Origin of the sequence: Acuticoccus sp. MNP-M23 (genome assembly GCF_031195445.1) — a bacterium.
Lineage (GTDB): Bacteria > Pseudomonadota > Alphaproteobacteria > Rhizobiales > Amorphaceae > Acuticoccus.
The window spans coordinates 3,879,646-3,897,835 of the sequence record NZ_CP133480.1 but is presented as its reverse complement, the minus strand read 5'-3'; the positions used below and the strand labels follow the sequence as shown (position 1 = coordinate 3,897,835).

Genomic DNA, 18,190 nt, shown 5'->3' with positions numbered 1-18,190 from the left:
CGACCCAAGGACTTCGACGATGAACGAGACCGATGATGCCGCCCGCAGCGGCGTCACGCACAGCGCCCATTGGGGAACCTTTCGGGCCGCCTTTAAGGGCGGCGATGTGGAGGTCACGCCGCATCCCGATGACCCGGCACCCTCGCCGATCCTCGGCAACTTCACCGGCGCCCTGCGCCACAAGGCCCGGATCATGCGGCCCGCCATCCGCAAGGACTGGCTCGACAACGGCCCCGGTCCGCGCGAGCGCCCGCTGGACGGCCCGTTCGTCGAGGTGGACTGGGACACGGCACTCGATCTTCTGGCGCGCGAACTGAAGTCGGAGACGGATCGCGGCGGGCCCGCCGCCATCTATGGCGGCTCCTACGGGTGGGCGAGCGCCGGCCGCTTTCACCATGCGCAAAGCCAGATCCACCGCTTCCTCAACGTCGCGTTCGGCGGCTACACCCGCTCGGTCAACAGCTACAGCGCCGGGGCCTCCTCGGTGCTCCTGCCGCACGTCATCGGCCCGTTCGAGCAGCTCTCGCGCCACAACGTGACCTGGGAGCAGATCGCCGCCCACACCGACATGGTGCTCGCCTTCGGCGGGATGGCCATCAAGAATTCGATGATCGGCAATGGCGGCGTGAGCGCGCATATCGAGCCGGGCTTCATGCGCGCTGCCGCCGCCCGCGGCACGCGCTTTCACCTCTTCAGCCCGCTGCGCGACGATCTGCCGGACGACATTGACGCAACGTGGCACCCGGTCAACGTCGCGACGGACACGGCGGTGATGCTGGCGCTCGCCCACACGCTCCTTGTGGAAGACCTCTACGACGCCGCATTCGTGCGTTCGCACACGGTCGGCTTCGACGTTTTTGCCAAGTACCTCACCGGCGAGGCGGACGGGACGGCAAAGGACGCCGAATGGGCCGCGCCCATCTGCGGCCTCGCGCCGGACATGTTGCGCGAGCTTGCGCGAAAAACGGTGGCCGGGCGCACCCTCATCACCGTCGCCCATTCATTGCAGCGGGCCGAATTCGGCGAACAGCCGGTCTGGGCGGCGGTGGCGCTCGCGGCGATGGTGGGCCAGATCGGACTGCCGGGCGGCGGTTTCCACTATGCGCTCGGCGCCATGGGGCACACCGGCCGCCGCGCCGTCTCCGTCGAGATCCCGACGCTCGGCCAGGGCACCAACACGGCCGAATCCTTCATCCCCGTCGCCCGCATCGCCGACATGCTTCTCGATCCGGGCGGATCGTACGAGTATAATGGCCGCACGCTGACCTACCCCGAGATCGGGCTCGTCTACTGGGCCGGCGGCAACCCCTTCCACCACCACCAGGACCTCAACCGCCTGCGCCGGGCGTTCGCGCGCCCCAACACCGTCGTCACCCAGGATTTCGCCTGGACGGGGATGGCCCGCGCCAGCGACATCGTCCTGCCTGCGACAATGTCGCTGGAGCGCGACGACATCGGCGCGACGCGCACCGATCCGCTGCTCATCGCCATGAAACGTGTGGCCGAGCCGGCCGGTGAAGCGCGCGACGATTATGCCATTTTCTGCGGTCTGGCCGAACGCCTCGGCGTCTTGCAGGCGTTCAGCGAGGGGCGGACGGTGGACGATTGGCTCCGCCAGTTCTACGAGCGCACCCGCCAGTCGCTGGAGGAAAATGGCGAAGCGGCGCCGAATTTCGAGGAATTCTGGCAACATGGCACGCAGCCCTTGCCGGTGGGTCCGGACGACGGCGGCTTTCTGCGCGCCTTCCGCGAGGACCCCGTCGGCCGTCGGCTCGCGACGGCGAGCGGCAAGATCGAAATTTTCAGCGAGACCATCGCAGCGTTCAAATATCCCGATTGTCCGGGCCACCCGGCCTATCTGGCGACCACCGAACCGCCCTCGCCCGATCACCCGCTTTTCGTCGTCGCCAATGCGCCTGCCACACGGCTGCACAGCCAGCTCGATTTCGGCGCGCACAGTCAGGCCAGCAAGATGAGCGGGCGCGAGGTGGTGCGGCTCAATCCCGCCGACGCTGCGGACCGGCAGATCGGCGAGGGTGACATCGTCCGCCTCTTCAACGATCGCGGCGCGTGTCTTGCCGCCGCCCATCTGACCGACGCCGTGGCACCCGGCGTGGTCCATCTGCCCACCGGCGCCTGGTACGATCCCGACCCTTCCCCCGACCAGCCGGATCGCCCCACCTGCGTGCACGGCAACCCCAACGTCTTGACGCGCGACATCGGCACGTCCCGCCTGGCACAGGGGTGCACCGGCCAGCTCACGGTCGCCCAGTGCGTCCGCCACGACGGCCCGCTCCCACCCATCCGCGCCTTCGACGCGCCGGTCTGATCACCGGGATCCGAGGCTCGGCATGGAGGGCTTGGGTTGGCCGGGAGTCAGCCCGCGCTCGCTCTGCACCTCGGACAATGCAGGTCCTTCAGGCGCCCGGGCCGACAGCGATCAGGCCGCAAAGATCGATCGGCTGAACAAGGAAACGGCGCGCTTCACGAGGGAGCGCGCCATTGCGAAAGGTATGCGGCGCGTTCGCCGCCAAGCATCGCCAATCCTCCGCGCAACGATGTGCCGCGAGGCAGCGCCGACGGGCGGATGGAAATACAAGAGAAAATTTTTGAACCGCATTCTGCAATAGCGCGACGGAGCCGCTGTAAGACCGGCAATGGGCCGGTGGTTTGAAAACAGCACGCGGGAAAACCATGGCCGACATCAATGGCAACAACAATGCGAACGTCCTGAACGGGACCGACGAAAACGATCTCATCGACGGCAACGGCGGGAATGACTCGCTGAGCGGCCTCGGCGGCAACGACGGCATTCTGGGCGACGGCGGCAACGACACGCTGGACGGCGGCGCCGGGAACGACACCCTGATCGGCGGCGACGGGAACGACCTGTTCATTGGTTCGGAAGGCGCTGACTTCATCTTCGGCGACCGCGACTTCGACACGGTCGACTATTCCACCTCTACGGCGGGCGTCAACGTCGTTCTGGAGGGCAGCGGCACCGGGGGTTTTGCCGAAGGCGACACGTACAGGGGCGTCGACGGCGTGATCGGCTCCGACTTTGCAGACACTGTGACGGGCCACTCCGGCCGCAACGTGATCGAGACCGGCGACGGCGACGACACCGTCATCGACTCCGATAACAACAGCGACACAATCGATCTGGGCGCCGGCAACGATACACTCGTCACCGACAATGGTTCCGGCGATACGTACGAGGGCGGCACCGGCACCGACACGCTGCGCTTCGAGGGCGCCTCCACCCTCGACCTCCTCAACGATACCGTGACCGGCTTCGAGGTAATCGAACTCGTCGGCGACGGCGGGGACGTCCGGCTGCGGATCGACGCGGCGGACCTCGCCGGCGTCACGACCATCCGCTCCCTTGCCCCCGGCAACACGCGCATCGAGATCTTCAACGCCGGCAATTTCGACCTGTCGCAGATCACGCTGGAAGGCATCGACACCAGCGCGGCGGACGAGATCTTCGTCTTCGGCACCAATGGTGCAGACACCATCATCCTCTCCGACCAGGACGATACGCTGGATGCCAACAGCGGTGATGACCGGGTCTTCGGCGGTGCCGGTGACGATTCGATCTTCGGCGACAACGGCAACGACACCATCGACGGCGGCGCCGGCAACGATACCCTGCGCGGCGCTAACGGCAATGACACCTTCATCGGCTCCGAGGGCGCGGATGTTCTCGACGGCGGCGGCGGCCGCGACACGGTCGACTATTCCGCCTCCAGCGAAGGCGTGAACGTCAACCTTGAAAGCAACGTCGCAGGCTCGGGCGGTCTGGCCGAAGGCGACACCTATTCCGGCGTCGACGACATCATCGGCTCCATCCACGACGACACCCTCAACGGCCACAACGGCAACAATTTCATCGACGCCGGCGGCGGCTTCGATACGATCCTCGACGACGCCGAGGGGTCCGACACCGTCGACGGCGGCAGCGGCAACGACACCTTCATCGTCACCCGGATGGGCCGCGACGTGTTCGACGGCGGCAGCGGCAACTTCGACACCCTGCGCCTCGTCGACAACGACCTCGATCTCCTCGACGACACCATCACCAACATCGAGGTGATCGAACTCGTCGGCAGCGGCAACGGTGGCGACATGGTCCTGCGGGTCGACGCTGCGGACCTTGCGGACGTCAACATCATCCGCTCGCTCACCAGCGGCAATGTCCGCATCCAGGTCTTCAACGCCGGACCCGATTTCGACTTCAGTCGCATCGCACTGGAGGGGATCAACACGAGCGCTGGTGACGAGATTTTCGTCTCGGGCACGAATGGCGCGGACACCATCGTCCTCTCCGATCAGGACGATACGCTGGACGCCAACGGCGGTGATGACCGGGTCTTCGGCGGTGCCGGTGACGATTCGATCTTGGGCGACAAGGGCAACGACACCATCGACGGCGGCGCCGGCAACGATACCCTGCGCGGCGCTGACGGCAACGACACCTTCATCGGCTCAAAGGGCGCGGACGTTATCGACGGCGGCCGTGGAAGGGACACGATCGACTATTCCGCTTCTACCGAGGGCGTGAAAATCGACCTTGGAAGCAACAACGCCGGCTCGGGCGGTCTGGCCGAAGGTGACACCTACGCCGGCGTCGACGACATCATCGGCTCCGACCGCGACGATACCCTGAGCGGCAACAACGGCAACAATTTCATCGACGCCGGCGGCGGCTTCGATACGATCCTCGACGACGCCGATGGGGCCGACACCGTCGACGGCGGCAGCGGCAACGACACCTTCATCGTCACCCGGATGGGCCGCGACGTGTTCGACGGCGGCAGCGGCAACTTCGACACCCTGCGCCTCGTCGACAACGACCTCGACCTCCTCGACGACACCATCACCAACATCGAGGTGATCGAACTCGTCGGCAGCGGCAACGGCGGCGACATCACCCTGCGGGTCGATGCTGCGGACCTTGCGGACGTCAACGTCATCCGCTCGCTCACCAGCGGCAATGTCCGCATCGAGATCCGCAACGCGGGCCCGGACTTTGACCTCAGCCGCATTGCGCTGGAGGGGATCGATACCGGCACCGGCGACACCATCACAGTCTTCGGCAGCAATGGCGCGGACCGGATCACCCTCTCCGACCAGGACGATACGCTGGATGCCAACGGTGGCGACGACCGGGTCTTCGGCGGCGCCGGTGACGATTCGATCCTCGGCGACAACGGCAACGACACCATCGACGGCGGCGCCGGAAACGACACGCTGATCGGCCATGACGGCAACGACACCTTCATCGGCTCCGAGGGCGCGGATATCCTGAACGGCGGCCGTAACCGCGATACGGTCGACTACTCCACCTCCAACGCCGGTGTGAACGTGAGGCTCCAGGGCAACTTTGTCGGCTCTGGCGGTTTCGCCGAAGGCGACACATACGCCGGCATCGATGATATCATCGGCTCGGCCTTCAACGACACCGTCGGCGGCAATGACGCCACCAACAACATCGCGGCTGGCGATGGCGACGACCTCATCGTGGCCGACCAGCTCACACGAGACACCGTCGACGGCGGCGCCGGCACCGATACGCTGCGCGTCACCGACAACGACATCGATCTTCTCGACGACACCGTCACCGGGATCGAGGTGGTCGAGTTCCTCGGAACCGGCAACGTGACCCTGCGGGCCGACGGCGCGGACCTTGCCAGCCTCACCCAGCTCAACGCGATCGACGCCAACCGGGTGACGGTCGACATCCGCAACGCCCGGGACGTCGACCTGTCGGGCGTCACCTTCGGCGGCATCGATACGGACGCTGGCGATACCATCAGCATCCACGGCACGTCCGGCGCGGACACGGTCACCGGCTCCGAGCAGGACGAGGTGATCGACGACAACAACAGCGGCGTTGACGACGACCTCTTCCGTGGCCTTGGCGGCGACGACACGATGTTCGGCGATGCCGGCAACGACACGCTGGACGGCGGCGACGGCAACGACGTGATCAGGGCCGGCTCAGGCGACGATTTCATCATCGGCGGCGCGGGAGCTGACGACATCCGCGGCGAATCGGGGATCGACACGCTCAGCTATTCCGCCTCGGACGACGGCATTGCGGTCAACCTCGAATTCGGTTTCTTCTCCGGCGGCGACGCTGCGGGCGACGAGGTGACTGGGATCGAGAACATTGTCGGCACCGCAAAGGACGACATCCTCGAAGGTGACGATTTCCGCAACGACCTGTTCGGCGGCGGCGGGCGGGACCAGATCAGCGGCGGTGGCGGCTGGGACGAGCTGTTCGGCGGCGACGACATCGACTTCCTCCACGGCGATGCCGGCAACGATGTCCTCGATGGCGGCAACGGCAACGACCGCCTGTTCGGCGGCGAAGGCGCAGACCAGATTTTCGGCGGCAATGGCGTCGACATGATCGAAGGCGACGAGGGCAACGACACCATCGACGGTGGTTCGGGCAACGACCGCATCAACGGCGGCGACGGCAACGACGTGATCGACGGCGGCGCCAACAATGACCGCATCAACGGCGGCAACGGCTTCGACGATATTTCGGGCGGGAACGGCAAAGACCAGATCAACGCCGGCGACGGTGCCGATTCCATTGACGGCGGCGCCGGACATGACACCATCGAAGGCGGCGATGGCGACGACCGCCTCACCGGTGGCGATGGCCGCGACACGTTCGTCTTCAGCGACGAAGATTTCGGCGATGACCTCATCCTCGACTTCAAGGCCAACGAGACGATCGACCTCCAGGGCGTCTTCAGTGTCGAGAGCTTCGACGAGCTTGATATCAACGTGGTGCCGACCGCCGGTAATCTGAGCGACGTGACGATCGAGTTCTCGGAAGGGACGATCGAGCTGCAGGGTATCAACTTCACGCTCGACGAGGGCAATTTCATCTTCTGATCGCGGGCTCCGTTTCACCCGGCGCCTGCCCCTTGGATCAAGGCCCCGCACGCATCTGTGCGGGGCCTTTCCAGTTTCGCTGCGGCGACGGCGGGCCGGACAAGCGGCAGTGTCTTTCCACGTCCGGCATGCCGAACCCGAAATTCGAATGACGGCCGGGTTCGGTCGGCCCGACGGTGCGGGGGGCTTCCGCAAGTAACGCGGTCACGACAGGCGCCGCGATCGCTGACAAAGTAGTAATCCGCCTGAACTTCCGAAAACTAATTCAGTCAACAAATCGCATTGCAAACGCTTGCCAAGCCGGGATCAAAGGCGTTAGCGCAATTAAGATTGAACCGTCCGGCACGGTCATGCGACCTACCCAAATGCGGCGGAAGGAGTGTGAGCGATGGTGGACCCGGTCGACAGTGACCCGCTGCAAAACCTCGTCAGGGGCCGTCTTTCGCGTGACGAGGCCGCCCGTCTCGAAGCCGAGATTCAGGGGAATCCTCGTATGGAAGCTGATCTTCGCCTGGTCGAAGCGCTTAACCAGACTGACAGTGCGGTCCACCCCTTTCCCGGCGAGTTTGGCTGGGCACGGCTCTCAAATGCGATCGATCGCCAGAAACCGCGCGCGTTCTGGCAGCGCAATGTCTCCGCCTGGCAGGTTGCCGCCCTCGTGGCCATTGCGATCGGCTGCTGGCAGCTTGCGGTCGCCCCCCATCTCGCCGGGCACACTGCGCCGCAGGGTTACATCACTGCAACGGGCAGTCAGGGCACGACGAGCGCGCAGAACACCCTGCGCATTGCCTTTGCGCCCGCTGGCACCGAACTTGCGATCCGCCGGTTGCTGCGCGACGCGGGCGCGCGCATCGTCGACGGGCCTACGGCGGTCGGCTTATACACCCTCGCCTTCGACACCGAGGAACAGCGCGACACTGCCGCCAAAACTTTGGCTTCATCGAAACCCTTAGTCGGAATCATCGATATAGAGTAACCGATCTTACGGACCCAGCCCTTCGACTGCGTTAAACGTTGAGAAATTTTTGAATACTTCAAATCTTGAGAATCTAGAGTTCCTTCTTCGGCGGATAGCCTTGGGCGATAAAAAGGCAATGCGCGCCCTCTATATGTCAGTCGGTCCGGATCTAGATCGCTTCATCCAGACGCGTAGCCGCGATCCGCACGAAGTGGCGGATATCGTGCAGGAAACGATGCTTGAGGTCTGGCGTCGCGCAGCGACGTTCGAGGGCCGTTCGAGCGTACGCACATGGATCTACTCCATCGCCTGCCACAAGGCGGCCGACCGCTGGCGCAAGTCCACTCCGACGGTTGCCGAGGCGGACGATACAATTGCGGACGAGGCGGCCAGCCCACACGCCGTGCTGGAAGCGCTAGAGGACGGCACGGCCTTGCGGGACTGTATCGCAAAACTCCCCGCCGTTCAGCGCGCCGCGGTTCACCTGGCTTTCTTCTGCGATCTTCCTTACCTCGACATCGCCGCCATCGAGGGCTGTTCGGTCGGCACCGTGAAGACCCGGGTTTTCCACGCCAAGCGCCTGCTCCTGCACTGCCTTTCGAGAAGATCGACGCCATCCGGCGCCTGACGGATATTGGCGGCCTGGCCGCGCTGAGGGCCTTGGTGGGCGCTCAACCGGCAAACCCGTTCAATGTCCACCCCCGCCCCTCAATCCCCGCTCTGCCACGGCGGCGGACTGGCAAAACTGGCAAGGACGAAGCGACCCGGCGGCTCCTGGCGGCAATCGGTGCCTGACAACGGCTGACGTGTCGGGTATTGCGGCGCAGGCAATGTTTGTTACGCTTTCGACAGTGGCAAGGCATCGCAAAGCGTTGGACGGTGCGGGCGCGGCTTCGAGTTGCAGCTCGGCAGTGCGGGGTTATCGGGTTGGAAACGCCTATCTTGGGGTGGACGAGGGTGATGGCCGGCGGCGTGCTGGCGAGCCTCGCCGTGGATGCGGCGTTTGCATCGCAAACGCTGGAGCAGAGCTTTCTTCAGCCCATGGGGCCGATCGCTGACGAGCAGTTCACCCACCTTCTGCGGGTCATCGCGATCTCGATGGTCGTGATCCTGCCTGTCCTCATCGGCGTGCCGTTGATCTTGTGGCGCTATCGCTATGCCAAGCCGCGCGGCCGCTACACGTCGGACTGGGAGTATTCGCCAAAGCTCGAAATCGCCATGTGGGGCGTGCCCGCGCTGGTCGTCGTCGTGCTGGGAGGCTGGCTCTGGTATTCCACCAGCAAGCTCGACCCCTACAACGCGCTCGGCCCGGACCCGCTCAGGGTTCAGGTCATCGGTCTCGACTGGAAATGGCTGTTCATCTACCCGGAAGACGGGATCGCGACGGTCGACGAACTCGTCATCCCCGTCGGCCGGCCGGTCGAGCTGACCCTCACGACGGACACCGTTATGCAAAGCCTCCTCATCGCGCCGCTGACCGGGCAGATCTATGCGATGCCGGGAATGACCACGAAGCTGAACTTTGCCGCGAGCCGACCGGGCGAGGCGGAGGGCGAGAACACGCAGTTCAACGGAAACAGCTTCGGACGACAAAAATTCACCGTGCGGGCGCTCGAACCGGACGATTACACGGCATGGGTTTCAAAGGGCGGCGGTGAGCTGACGCTTGACGAAGCCACTTACACCACCCTGCGCAAACGCTCGGTCCTCGCCGATGCCCGGACCGACCTTGGCCTCGCAAAGAGCGCGGAGCCGATCACCATGACACTCGCTCAACCGGACATGTTCCGCCGGATCGTCGCCAAGTATCACCAGCCGGGTGGTGGGGCAGCGACCCGGACCTGGGGCGGGACCGGCCTGCCTGAAAGCGATCTGCCGGAGATAGGCCGATGAGCGGCGAGACCAGTCCCATTTTCGGCAACCTCACCTGGGACGTGACGCCCTACACCGACCTCAGCCGGCATGTCGACATCAGCACGATCGTGGGCGCGGGTGCGGCGAGCGTGCTGGTCCTCGGGGCATTCGTCGCAGTGGCCCTCCTCACGTACATGCGGTGGTGGGGACCGCTTTATCGCAACTGGTTGATTTCGGCCGACGCGAAGAAGATCGGCATCATGTACATCGCGCTTGCGCTGGTGATGCTGGCGCGTGGCGTCATCGAGGGGTTCGTCATTCGGGCGCATCAGGCGACCGCACTCGGCACGCTCACCGAGCCGGAAAGCGGCCTCGTCGCGCCGGACCATTTCGCCCAGCTCTTCAGCACCCATGGCACGATCATGATCTTCTTCGTCGCCATGCCGCTACTCGTCGGCCTCATCAATTTCGTCCTGCCGCAGCAGCTCGGTGCGCGCGACATGGCGTTCCCCGTACTCAATCAGGTCAGCCTCGGCCTGACCGCGGCCGGCGCCGCGCTGGTGATGGTCTCGCTCCTCGTCGGCAAGTTCGGCACTGGCGGATGGACCATGTACCCGCCCTACACCGGCAAGACGTTCAGTCCCGGTGAAGGCGTCGACTACTGGCTCTGGGCCGTCCTGATATCGGGGGTGGGCTCGACGCTGACGGGGATGAACTTCGCTGTCACCATCTTCAAGAAGCGCGCGCCGGGCATGCATTTGATGCGCATGCCGCTATTCTGCTGGACCTCGCTGTGCGTCGCAATAATGCTGATCTACGCCATGCCGGCGCTGACCGTGTCGAGTGGGATGCTGGCGCTGGACCGCTATGCGGGGTTCCACTTCTTCACCAATACCGCCGGCGGCAACATGATGAACTACGCCAACATCTTCTGGATGTTTGGCCACCCGGAGGTCTACGTTCTTATTCTGCCCGCGTTCGGCGTGTTTTCCGAAGTCAGCGCAACCTATTCGACCAAGCGGCTCTACGGGTACACCTCGCTCGTCATCGCCAGCATGAGCATCGCGGTGATCAGCTTCACCGTCTGGCTGCATCACTTCTTCACGATGGGACAGAGCGCCGGCGTCAACATTGCGTTCGGCATCGCCACCATGGTGATCGGCGTTCCGACGGGCGTGAAGATCTACGACTGGATGGCGACGTTGTGGCGCGGCCGCGTCCGCATGACCGCGCCAATCGTCTATCTCATCGGCTTCTTCATGCTCTTCGTCATCGGCGGACTGTCCGGCATCATCCTCGCCAATCCGTCAATCGACTATCAGGTCCACAACACGACCTTCCTCGTCGCGCATTTTCACAACGTCATCATCCCCGGCGTGCTCTTCGGAATGCTGGCGGGCATTCACTACTGGTTCCCCAAGGCCTTCGGCTTCCGCCTCGACGAGACATGGGGGCGGCGGACCGCGCTGTTCTTCGTCGTCGGTTTCATCGTGACGTTCATGCCGCTGTATGTTCTCGGCCTGATGGGGCTTCCGCGCCGCTCGCCGACCTTCCAGAACCCGGACTTCCTGCCCTGGATGTACGTTGCCGCGCTTGGCGCCTGCTTCATGCTCTGCGCGCTGGCCAGCCTCTTCTGGACGTTCTGGACGAGCTACCGGAGGCGTGTGGAGCTGGCGGTGCCCGGCGGCGACCCCTGGCACGGGAGCACGCTTGAATGGTCGACGCCCGCGCCGGTGCCCGAGTGGACGTTCGCCACCATTCCGCAGGTCACCGCGAGGGACCACTGGGGCGCGGCCAAGCGCGCTGGCGACGCGTGGAAGGCGCCGGCCGCCTATCAGGACATCGAGCTGCCCGCCGATACCGCGCACGGCATCGTCATCGCGGGCGCGTCCGTCGTCTTCGGCTTCGCCATGGTCTGGCACATCTGGTGGCTGGCGATCGTGAGCGCCCTCCTCATTCCCGCAGCGCTGCTCCTGCGCGGCATGCGGACGATCAGGCCGAGGATCATCCCGGCCGCCGAGGTGGCGGAAGCCGACACCCGCTTCCGCCAGTTTGTCGCGGGCCTGGAGCCGGCGACGCGCGCCGATGAAATGACGGCGCGCAATCGCGGCGTTCCGGACATTGCGGAGTTCGCCGCATGAGCAACAACGGTGATTATCCCGGCCTGAACCTTGGCGCGGCGCACGGCGAAGCGGACGACGAAGCCGAAGCCATCGTCTTCGGCTTCTGGGTGTTTTTGATGAGCGATCTCATCATCTTCGGCATCCTGTTTGCGTCTTACGCCTCCTACCTCGACCCGGTGGGCCTCGCCGGCGCGCCGGGGCCGAAGGAGCTGTTCGACATCCGCAGTGTCGCCATCCAGACCGGCCTCCTCCTCCTCGGCGGCACCGCCTATGCGGGTGTTTCGCTGAGCGTCAAATACTGGGACGGGCGCGGCAAGGTGATCGCCTGGCTCCTCGTCTGCGCCGCACTCGGCAGCGCATTCCTGTACTTCGAAATTACCGATTTCCTGACACAGGCCAGCAAGGGCGGCGTGCCGCAGGCGAGCGGATGGCTGAGTTCCTACTTCACGCTCGTCGGCCTCCACGGCCTCCACGTCTTTGCCGGCGTCCTCTGGATCCTCGCGATGGTCGGCCAGGTCCTCTGGCGCGGGATCGACGACACGGTGAAAGCGCGCCTGATGATGCTGGGCGTGTTCTGGCATTTCCTCGACCTCATCTGGGTCGGCATCTTCTCGTTCGTCTTCCTGGTGCCTCTCGCATGACCAAAATCGACGAAAGTCTGATCAACCCGAAGGAACTTGCCAGGCGCGAGCGTCGAACCTACGCGGTCGGCTTCGTGCTCAGTCTCATTCTCACTGTGCTCGCCTTCGCCGCCCTCCTGTCAGACCTGCCGACGACCTTCAAGATCATCGTCATCGTCGTCGCGGCGTTGATGCAGATCACCGTTCACATGCGCAGCTTCCTTCACCTCAGCTTCTCGGGACGCGAGGCGCGCGAGGACCTGCTGCTCGTGTTCTTCTCGGTCAGTCTCCTGGCGATCATGGCGGGCGGGACGTGGTACATCATGACCGACCTCTCCGGCCGGATGCATCAAACCGGCTCCGGCGCGCACTCGGGCCACGACGGAACCGGAGGCTGAGGGGCCGGCGATCAATCTCGCCGGGGGCCGTCACGCCATCATGGCCTTGAGCACGGCCTCGTTGCTCTCGTCCTCGTCCGTTTCCTTGCGTGCAGGGGCCGGATAGCCGCGTGAGAACGTGCCCTGTTCGACGCAGTCGAGCATCACACCGGCAAGATCCGCGATGCGGGTGCGGATGAGCCCATCGGCAATTTCGCCTTCCGACAGGACGAAATCCTCGGTTGCGGGCTTGTCGAGCAGCCAGCCCGGCCGCGCCGCCGTCCAGTCCAGCCCGGAAGCGGCAAGCTCGCGCTCCATCTCTTCCATCTGGTCGAGCACGCGGGTCAGCGCCGGTGCCATGCCGAGCCGGAACATCAGCGGACCGCGGTCGTTTGCGGCGACCATCGTTGCGGAAATGACGACGATCCGCTTCACCCCGGCGGTCCCCATCGCTTCGACGATGCGCGCGGTCCCCTTCGAATAAAGCGGCGGCGGATCGGCGAGCGTGCCGATGGAGTGGCCCACGCCAAGGCACGAGATGACGGCGCTGGCGCCCTCAAGCGCAGGCGCAAGATCGTCTTCCAGGACGTTTGCGACGATCTCGTCCCAATCGCCGGACGTGTCATCCGCCTTGCCGAGATCGACGCCGGCCATGTCGAAACCACGCGCGTTGCCCTGGCGCAGGACCGCGCGGCCAGTATTGCCGGTGGCCCCGAAGACAACGATACGGGCGGGCGGGACGATGGGTGCTGTGTTTGTCATGATCCGCGAACGTGGCAACCCGGTACTCGTTCCACACCACGCCGGCAATGAGGTGCGGCAGAATGCTACCGAGGGGCTTTTGTCGGGCGCCGAAAGGCCGAGCGCGACGGAGATGCCAACGCGGATGAAGCCGGTCAGGAGCGATCGCCTCGACGCTGTACCTTAACATCTTTTATAAATGCGATCGCTTGCCGCAGCTCGAAATGTCGTAAGTTCACCCGGAGACAAATTGATTTGACCCGGAAGTGCTTTGCTCATGACTCATTGGGACGTCATCGTCATCGGATCGGGACCAGGGGGCGGCTCCGTTGCCCGAAAGCTTGCCGAGAGCGGCCGGCAGGTTCTCATTCTGGAGCGGGGCGATTATCTTCCCCGAGAGCGGGAAAACTGGGACGCGAACGCGGTCTTCAACAAGGGCCGGTATCAGACCGACGAGCTCTGGACCGATAGCAAGGGCAACGAGTTTCACCCCGGCCTCCATTATTTCGTCGGCGGCAACTCCAAGGTCTACGGCTCGATCCTGTTTCGGCTGCGCGAGAGCGATTTCGGCGCGGTCCACCACCAGGATGGCGTCTCGCCGGCCTGGCCTGTGGGCTACGAGACGTTCGAGCCCTACTATCAGGCGGCGGAGGAGCTGTTCCACGTCCACGGCGCGCGCGGTGAGGACCCGACCGAGCCACCCTCGCTCAAGCCCTACCCCTTCCAGGCCGTCACCCACGAGCCGCGCATCCAGGAGCTCGCCGACGACCTCGCGCGCGAAGGGCACAAGCCGTTCCACCTGCCGGTCGGCATCCTGCTGGACGAGGTTGACGGCAAGGCAACGCCATCGAGCCCCTGCATCAAGTGCGACCGGTTCGACGGCTACCCCTGCCTCACCAACGGCAAGGCCGACGCGCAGGTCATCTGCGTCGACCCCGCCCTGCGCGAGTACCCCAACCTCACCTTGATGACGCGGACCTATGCCGAGCGGCTGACGACCGACGCCACCGGCCGCACCGTCACCGGCGTGGAGGTGGTCGAAGGCACGGGCGAGGCCGCCCGCCAGCGCACGCTCACGGCCGATATCGTGGTGGTGGCCTGCGGGGCGCTGTCGTCGGCGCTCCTAATGCTGCGCTCGGCAAACGAGGCGCATCCAAACGGGCTCGCCAACGGCTCCGGCCAGGTCGGGCGCAACTACATGCGGCACAACAATTCCATCGTGCTTGCGATCTCGCGCACGCCGAACCCGACGAAGTTCCAGAAGACGCTCGGCCTCAACGACTTCTACCACGCACCCGAACGGGGCGGGATGGGCGGCTGGGAGTATCCGCTCGGCCATATCCAGATGGTCGGCAAGTCCGACGGGGCGCAGATCGAGGGCGAGGCGCTGCCCAAGGCGCTGCAACTCTTTCCGGAGCAGCCGTTCGACTGGCTTGCCCACCATTCGCTCGATTTCTGGCTCACGTCCGAGGATCTGCCGAAACCGGAAAACCGGATTCACTACAAGGAAGGCCGCGTCCATCTCGACCTGACCGACACCAACCTCGAAGCGCACCAGCGGCTGCGGGGCAAGCTGCAGGACCTTTGCAACAAGCTCGACGTGCATCCGCACCTCTTCGACCGGCAGCTATATTTCGGCCAGAACGTGCCGATTGGCGGCACCTCGCACCAGGCGGGCACGATGCGCTTCGGCACCGACCCCGCCACCTCGGTGCTGGATAGAGACTGCCGCGCCCACGAACTCGACAATCTCTATGTCACCGATGCGAGCTTCTTCCCGTCGATCGGTGCCGTGAACCCCACGCTGACCATCATCGCCAACGCGCTGCGCGTGACGGACGGAATTGAAGAAAGGCTCGCAGGCCGATGACATTCGAAATCGTTCTGACGGCGCTGAGCCGGATCGCCCTGATCGCGCTGTTCCTGCCCTTCAGCGCGCTCGACAAGGTGCTCAACTTTCGCGGCGCGGTTGGGCAGGCGCAGGAGATCGGCATCGGCCGCACGCTCGCCGCCATCATGATCGCGGTCGGCTTCCTCGTCGAGGTGGTGATGTCGGCCGGCATCCTCACCGGCATTGCGGACCGCTTTGCGGCGCTTGTGCTGGCGCTCTACTGCGCGGCGACGGCGATCCTCTACAAGCGCTTCTGGGCGGTGCCGGGCTTCGGCCTGACGGGCGCGGGCAAGGGCCGGGAGATGTTCTTCGACTTCTGGAAGAACTTCGCGGTCGCGGGCGGCTTTCTCGTCCTCGCGCTCGGCCCCACCGCGGCAGACGTGGATGCCTTCCTCGCCAACCCCTTCGCCTCCTCGCACCCCTACGCAGCAGCCCCCCTTCCCGGAGCCAACCCATGAGCGGCGATTCGCCCACGGTGACCTACTGGCACCTCTACGCCGATGCCGACGGCATCACCCATCAGCACCGCTGCACCATGAGCGAGTTCCAGATGAAGTCGATCGGGTCCGGCGCCAGCCCGCAATGGCAAGGCCGGACGCACCACGACGGGGCGAGCGTGATGGTCACGGTCCTGCCCGTCGGCTGGCAGGGCGACTGGCACGAGAACCCGAAGCCGCAGTGGATCATACCCCTGTCGGGCCGCTGGTACGTCGAGGCGATGGATGGCACCCGCGTGGAGATGGGTCCCGGCGAAATCTCTTTCGGCGAAGACCAGGGCGCTGCCGAACAGGACGGCCGCAAGGGTCACACCTCCGGCACCGTTGGCGACGAACCCGCCGTTTTGATGCTCGTTCAGTTCGACACGCCGCGCGAGGCCACGAAATCATGCCCGTTCCAGTGAACCTGCCCTCCGGGAAGGTTGCTCCCGACTACGAGGCATTCGAACCGCGCTTTCACCGTTTCATGCTGGCGAACGCGGGGCTGGAGGCGCTGGGCACCGGCTACCGCTGGACCGAGGGGCCTGTCTGGATGGGGGACTGGGGCGCGCTTCTCTTCCAGGACCTCCCCAACAACCGGACGATGCGGTGGATCGAGGGCGTCGGCGTCAGCATCTACCGCGCACCGTCCGACTATGCGAACGGGCAGACGCGCGACTGCGAGGGGCGGCTGGTCGCCTGCTCCCACCACGGCCGCTGCCTCTACCGGACGGAGCGTGACGGCACGGTGACGCGGCTCGTGGATCGCCACGCCGGCAAGCGCCTCAACGCGCCCAACGACATCGTCACCCATCCGGATGGGTCGCTGTGGTTCAGCGACCCGCTCTACGGCATCTCCAACGACTATGAAGGCGGCCGGCAGGAGAGCGAGCAACCGCCCGCACTCTACCGGTTCGACCCGGCGGACGGCTCCATCCGCGTCATGGCGGACGACTTTGGCGGGCCCAACGGCCTTGCCTTCTCGCCCGACTTCCGCCGCCTCTATGTGGCCGAGACCGGCGACCAGACGCGCGACAATCCGGACCAGTTCCTGCGCGTGTTCGATGTGGCCGGCGAAGGCGCCGAAACCCGCCTCACCGGGGGCGGTCTGTTCCACAAGATCACGCCGGGTTACGCCGATGGCATTGCGGTCGACGAGGATGGCTTCGTGTGGTCGAGTGCGGCGGACGGGGTGCACTGCATCGACCCCGGCGGCACGGTGCTCGGCCGGATCACCGTCCCCGCCCGCGTGGCGAACGTTGCGTTCGGCGGGATTGCGTTGAACCGCCTCTTCATCTGCGGCGGCAGCACGGTCTATTCGATCTTCCTCAACCGGCGCGGGGCGCGCCTGCTGTGACCGCCATCGCCGCGATCCGCCTCGTCTCGCGCAATGCGGACCGGCTTGCCGCATTCTACCGCAACGCGCTGGGTTTCCTGCCCGCCGACGAAGGAATGGTGGAAGACCCATTCGTCGGCCGTCGCCGGCTCCTTGGGCTAACGCTGGGCGCGGAGCGGATCGAGATCCTCGAGGTGGACGGTGCACCTCCCGCAACCGGCGCAGGCCCGGACACGGCGTTCCAGCACTTCGCGATGGTTGCGCCGGATATCAACGCCGCGATGAACCGCCTCGCCGCCGCTGAAGGCTGGTCGGCGATCAGCACGAACGGCCCGCAGATCCTTCCGGCCAGTTCGGGCGGCGTCACCGCCTTCAAGTTCTGCGACCCGGAGGGGCATCCGCTCGAATTTCTTTCCTTTCCGGTGGGTCAGGTGCCGCCCGCCTGGCAAGGCCGCGCCGGGGATGGCCTCCTCGGCATCGACCACACCGCCATCGTCGTCGCCGACACTGCGGCAAGCCTCGCCGCCTATGCAGCCCTCGGCTTTCGCCCGGAACCCGGAACGCACAACCGGGGCGTGGAGCAGGACCGGCTTGACGGTGTGGCGGGCGCCGATGTCGTGGTGACGCCGCTCGTGCCGGAGACCGCGCCGCCGCACCTGGAACTCCTGTGCTACCGCCCCGCTGCCGCGGTGCCGCTCGCCGACGACGATCTGCGCGCAACCCGCACGATCCTCGCAGGCGCCGGCAACGGGCCGTGGCGCGATCCCGACGGGCACCGATGGATCAGTGCCGCGACCGGAGGCGCCACGGGTCTGCAATTGCGGCAGCGACAACCCGGCGGCCACGGCGGCACTGTCACCGCACGGATGGCGGCCCATCAACGGTAACGGAGGATTGGC

The 18,190-nt window shown here is 65.4% G+C and carries 14 protein-coding genes; 13 read left to right on the top strand and 1 reads right to left on the bottom strand.

Going from position 1 to position 18,190, the window contains the following annotated elements; genetic code table 11:
* Positions 1–19: 19 nt before the first annotated feature.
* From RDV64_RS18000 to RDV64_RS17965, 8 genes are all read left to right on the top strand, one after another.
* Entirely contained in the window at positions 20–2,329 is a 2,310-nt protein-coding gene (locus tag RDV64_RS18000; protein WP_309196340.1) for a molybdopterin-dependent oxidoreductase, read from the top strand.
* 365 nt (positions 2,330–2,694) lie between these two features.
* Positions 2,695–6,915, top strand: a complete 4,221-nt coding sequence (locus tag RDV64_RS17995; protein ID WP_309196339.1) for a calcium-binding protein — start codon at positions 2,695–2,697, stop codon at positions 6,913–6,915.
* Between the two features lie 388 nt (positions 6,916–7,303).
* Positions 7,304–7,891: a hypothetical protein gene (locus RDV64_RS17990; protein ID WP_309196338.1), complete on the top strand. Its 588-nt coding sequence runs from the start codon at positions 7,304–7,306 to the stop codon at positions 7,889–7,891.
* 49 nt (positions 7,892–7,940) lie between these two features.
* Positions 7,941–8,501: an RNA polymerase sigma factor gene (locus tag RDV64_RS17985; RefSeq protein ID WP_309196337.1), complete on the top strand. Its 561-nt coding sequence runs from the start codon at positions 7,941–7,943 to the stop codon at positions 8,499–8,501.
* Positions 8,502–8,833: 332 nt separating this feature from the next.
* Positions 8,834–9,766 (top strand): cytochrome ubiquinol oxidase subunit II, encoded by a 933-nt coding sequence (locus tag RDV64_RS17980; protein WP_309196336.1) that lies wholly within the window; start codon positions 8,834–8,836, stop codon positions 9,764–9,766.
* Positions 9,763–11,868 carry a cbb3-type cytochrome c oxidase subunit I gene (locus tag RDV64_RS17975; RefSeq protein WP_309196335.1) on the top strand — a complete coding sequence of 702 codons (2,106 nt, stop codon included), beginning with the start codon at positions 9,763–9,765 and terminating at the stop codon, positions 11,866–11,868. The genes RDV64_RS17980 and RDV64_RS17975 overlap by 4 nt, the downstream gene beginning before the upstream one ends.
* Positions 11,865–12,491 (top strand): cytochrome c oxidase subunit 3, encoded by a 627-nt coding sequence (locus RDV64_RS17970; protein WP_309196334.1) that lies wholly within the window; start codon positions 11,865–11,867, stop codon positions 12,489–12,491. Before RDV64_RS17975 ends, RDV64_RS17970 begins: the two co-directional genes overlap by 4 nt.
* Positions 12,488–12,868 carry a cytochrome C oxidase subunit IV family protein gene (locus tag RDV64_RS17965; RefSeq protein ID WP_309196333.1) on the top strand — a complete coding sequence of 127 codons (381 nt, stop codon included), beginning with the start codon at positions 12,488–12,490 and terminating at the stop codon, positions 12,866–12,868. Before RDV64_RS17970 ends, RDV64_RS17965 begins: the two co-directional genes overlap by 4 nt.
* 30 nt (positions 12,869–12,898) lie before the next feature.
* Here RDV64_RS17965 and RDV64_RS17960 read toward each other — a convergent pair whose 3' ends face one another.
* A complete protein-coding gene (locus RDV64_RS17960) occupies positions 12,899–13,609 on the bottom strand; it encodes an NAD(P)H-binding protein (RefSeq protein WP_309196332.1) in 711 nt (236 codons plus the stop codon).
* A 256-nt stretch (positions 13,610–13,865) separates the two neighbouring features.
* Here RDV64_RS17960 and RDV64_RS17955 point away from each other — a divergent pair, with 256 nt between their 5' ends.
* From RDV64_RS17955 to RDV64_RS17935, 5 genes are read left to right on the top strand one after another with little or no spacing between them, the layout of a single operon-like run.
* Complete coding sequence (locus tag RDV64_RS17955; RefSeq protein ID WP_309196331.1) at positions 13,866–15,458, top strand: GMC family oxidoreductase; 1,593 nt, start codon at positions 13,866–13,868, stop codon at positions 15,456–15,458.
* Positions 15,455–15,937, top strand: a complete 483-nt coding sequence (locus RDV64_RS17950) for a DoxX family membrane protein (RefSeq protein WP_309196330.1) — start codon at positions 15,455–15,457, stop codon at positions 15,935–15,937. The genes RDV64_RS17955 and RDV64_RS17950 overlap by 4 nt, the downstream gene beginning before the upstream one ends.
* Positions 15,934–16,380: a cupin domain-containing protein gene (locus RDV64_RS17945; RefSeq protein ID WP_309196329.1), complete on the top strand. Its 447-nt coding sequence runs from the start codon at positions 15,934–15,936 to the stop codon at positions 16,378–16,380. The genes RDV64_RS17950 and RDV64_RS17945 overlap by 4 nt, the downstream gene beginning before the upstream one ends.
* The gene (locus RDV64_RS17940) at positions 16,365–17,312 is read left to right on the top strand and encodes an SMP-30/gluconolactonase/LRE family protein (RefSeq protein ID WP_309196328.1); all 948 of its coding nucleotides are present in this window, start codon (positions 16,365–16,367) and stop codon (positions 17,310–17,312) included. The genes RDV64_RS17945 and RDV64_RS17940 overlap by 16 nt, the downstream gene beginning before the upstream one ends.
* Positions 17,309–18,178, top strand: a complete 870-nt coding sequence (locus RDV64_RS17935) for a VOC family protein (protein WP_309196327.1) — start codon at positions 17,309–17,311, stop codon at positions 18,176–18,178. Before RDV64_RS17940 ends, RDV64_RS17935 begins: the two co-directional genes overlap by 4 nt.
* Positions 18,179–18,190 lie beyond the last annotated feature (12 nt).

Bases quoted from the DNA above. Each gene is read 5' to 3' on its own strand.
- RDV64_RS18000 (WP_309196340.1), top strand. From the start codon at position 20: ATGAACGAGACCGATGATGCCGCCCGCAGCGGCGTCACGCACAGCGCC.
- RDV64_RS17970 (WP_309196334.1), top strand. From the start codon at position 11,865: ATGAGCAACAACGGTGATTATCCCGGCCTGAACCTTGGCGCGGCGCAC.
- RDV64_RS17950 (WP_309196330.1), top strand. From the start codon at position 15,455: ATGACATTCGAAATCGTTCTGACGGCGCTGAGCCGGATCGCCCTGATC.
- RDV64_RS17990 (WP_309196338.1), top strand. From the start codon at position 7,304: ATGGTGGACCCGGTCGACAGTGACCCGCTGCAAAACCTCGTCAGGGGC.
- RDV64_RS17995 (WP_309196339.1), top strand. From the start codon at position 2,695: ATGGCCGACATCAATGGCAACAACAATGCGAACGTCCTGAACGGGACC.
- RDV64_RS17980 (WP_309196336.1), top strand. From the start codon at position 8,834: ATGGCCGGCGGCGTGCTGGCGAGCCTCGCCGTGGATGCGGCGTTTGCA.
- RDV64_RS17940 (WP_309196328.1), top strand. From the start codon at position 16,365: ATGCCCGTTCCAGTGAACCTGCCCTCCGGGAAGGTTGCTCCCGACTAC.
- RDV64_RS17955 (WP_309196331.1), top strand. From the start codon at position 13,866: ATGACTCATTGGGACGTCATCGTCATCGGATCGGGACCAGGGGGCGGC.
- RDV64_RS17975 (WP_309196335.1), top strand. From the start codon at position 9,763: ATGAGCGGCGAGACCAGTCCCATTTTCGGCAACCTCACCTGGGACGTG.
- RDV64_RS17960 (WP_309196332.1), bottom strand. From the start codon at position 13,609: ATGACAAACACAGCACCCATCGTCCCGCCCGCCCGTATCGTTGTCTTC.
- RDV64_RS17965 (WP_309196333.1), top strand. From the start codon at position 12,488: ATGACCAAAATCGACGAAAGTCTGATCAACCCGAAGGAACTTGCCAGG.
- RDV64_RS17945 (WP_309196329.1), top strand. From the start codon at position 15,934: ATGAGCGGCGATTCGCCCACGGTGACCTACTGGCACCTCTACGCCGAT.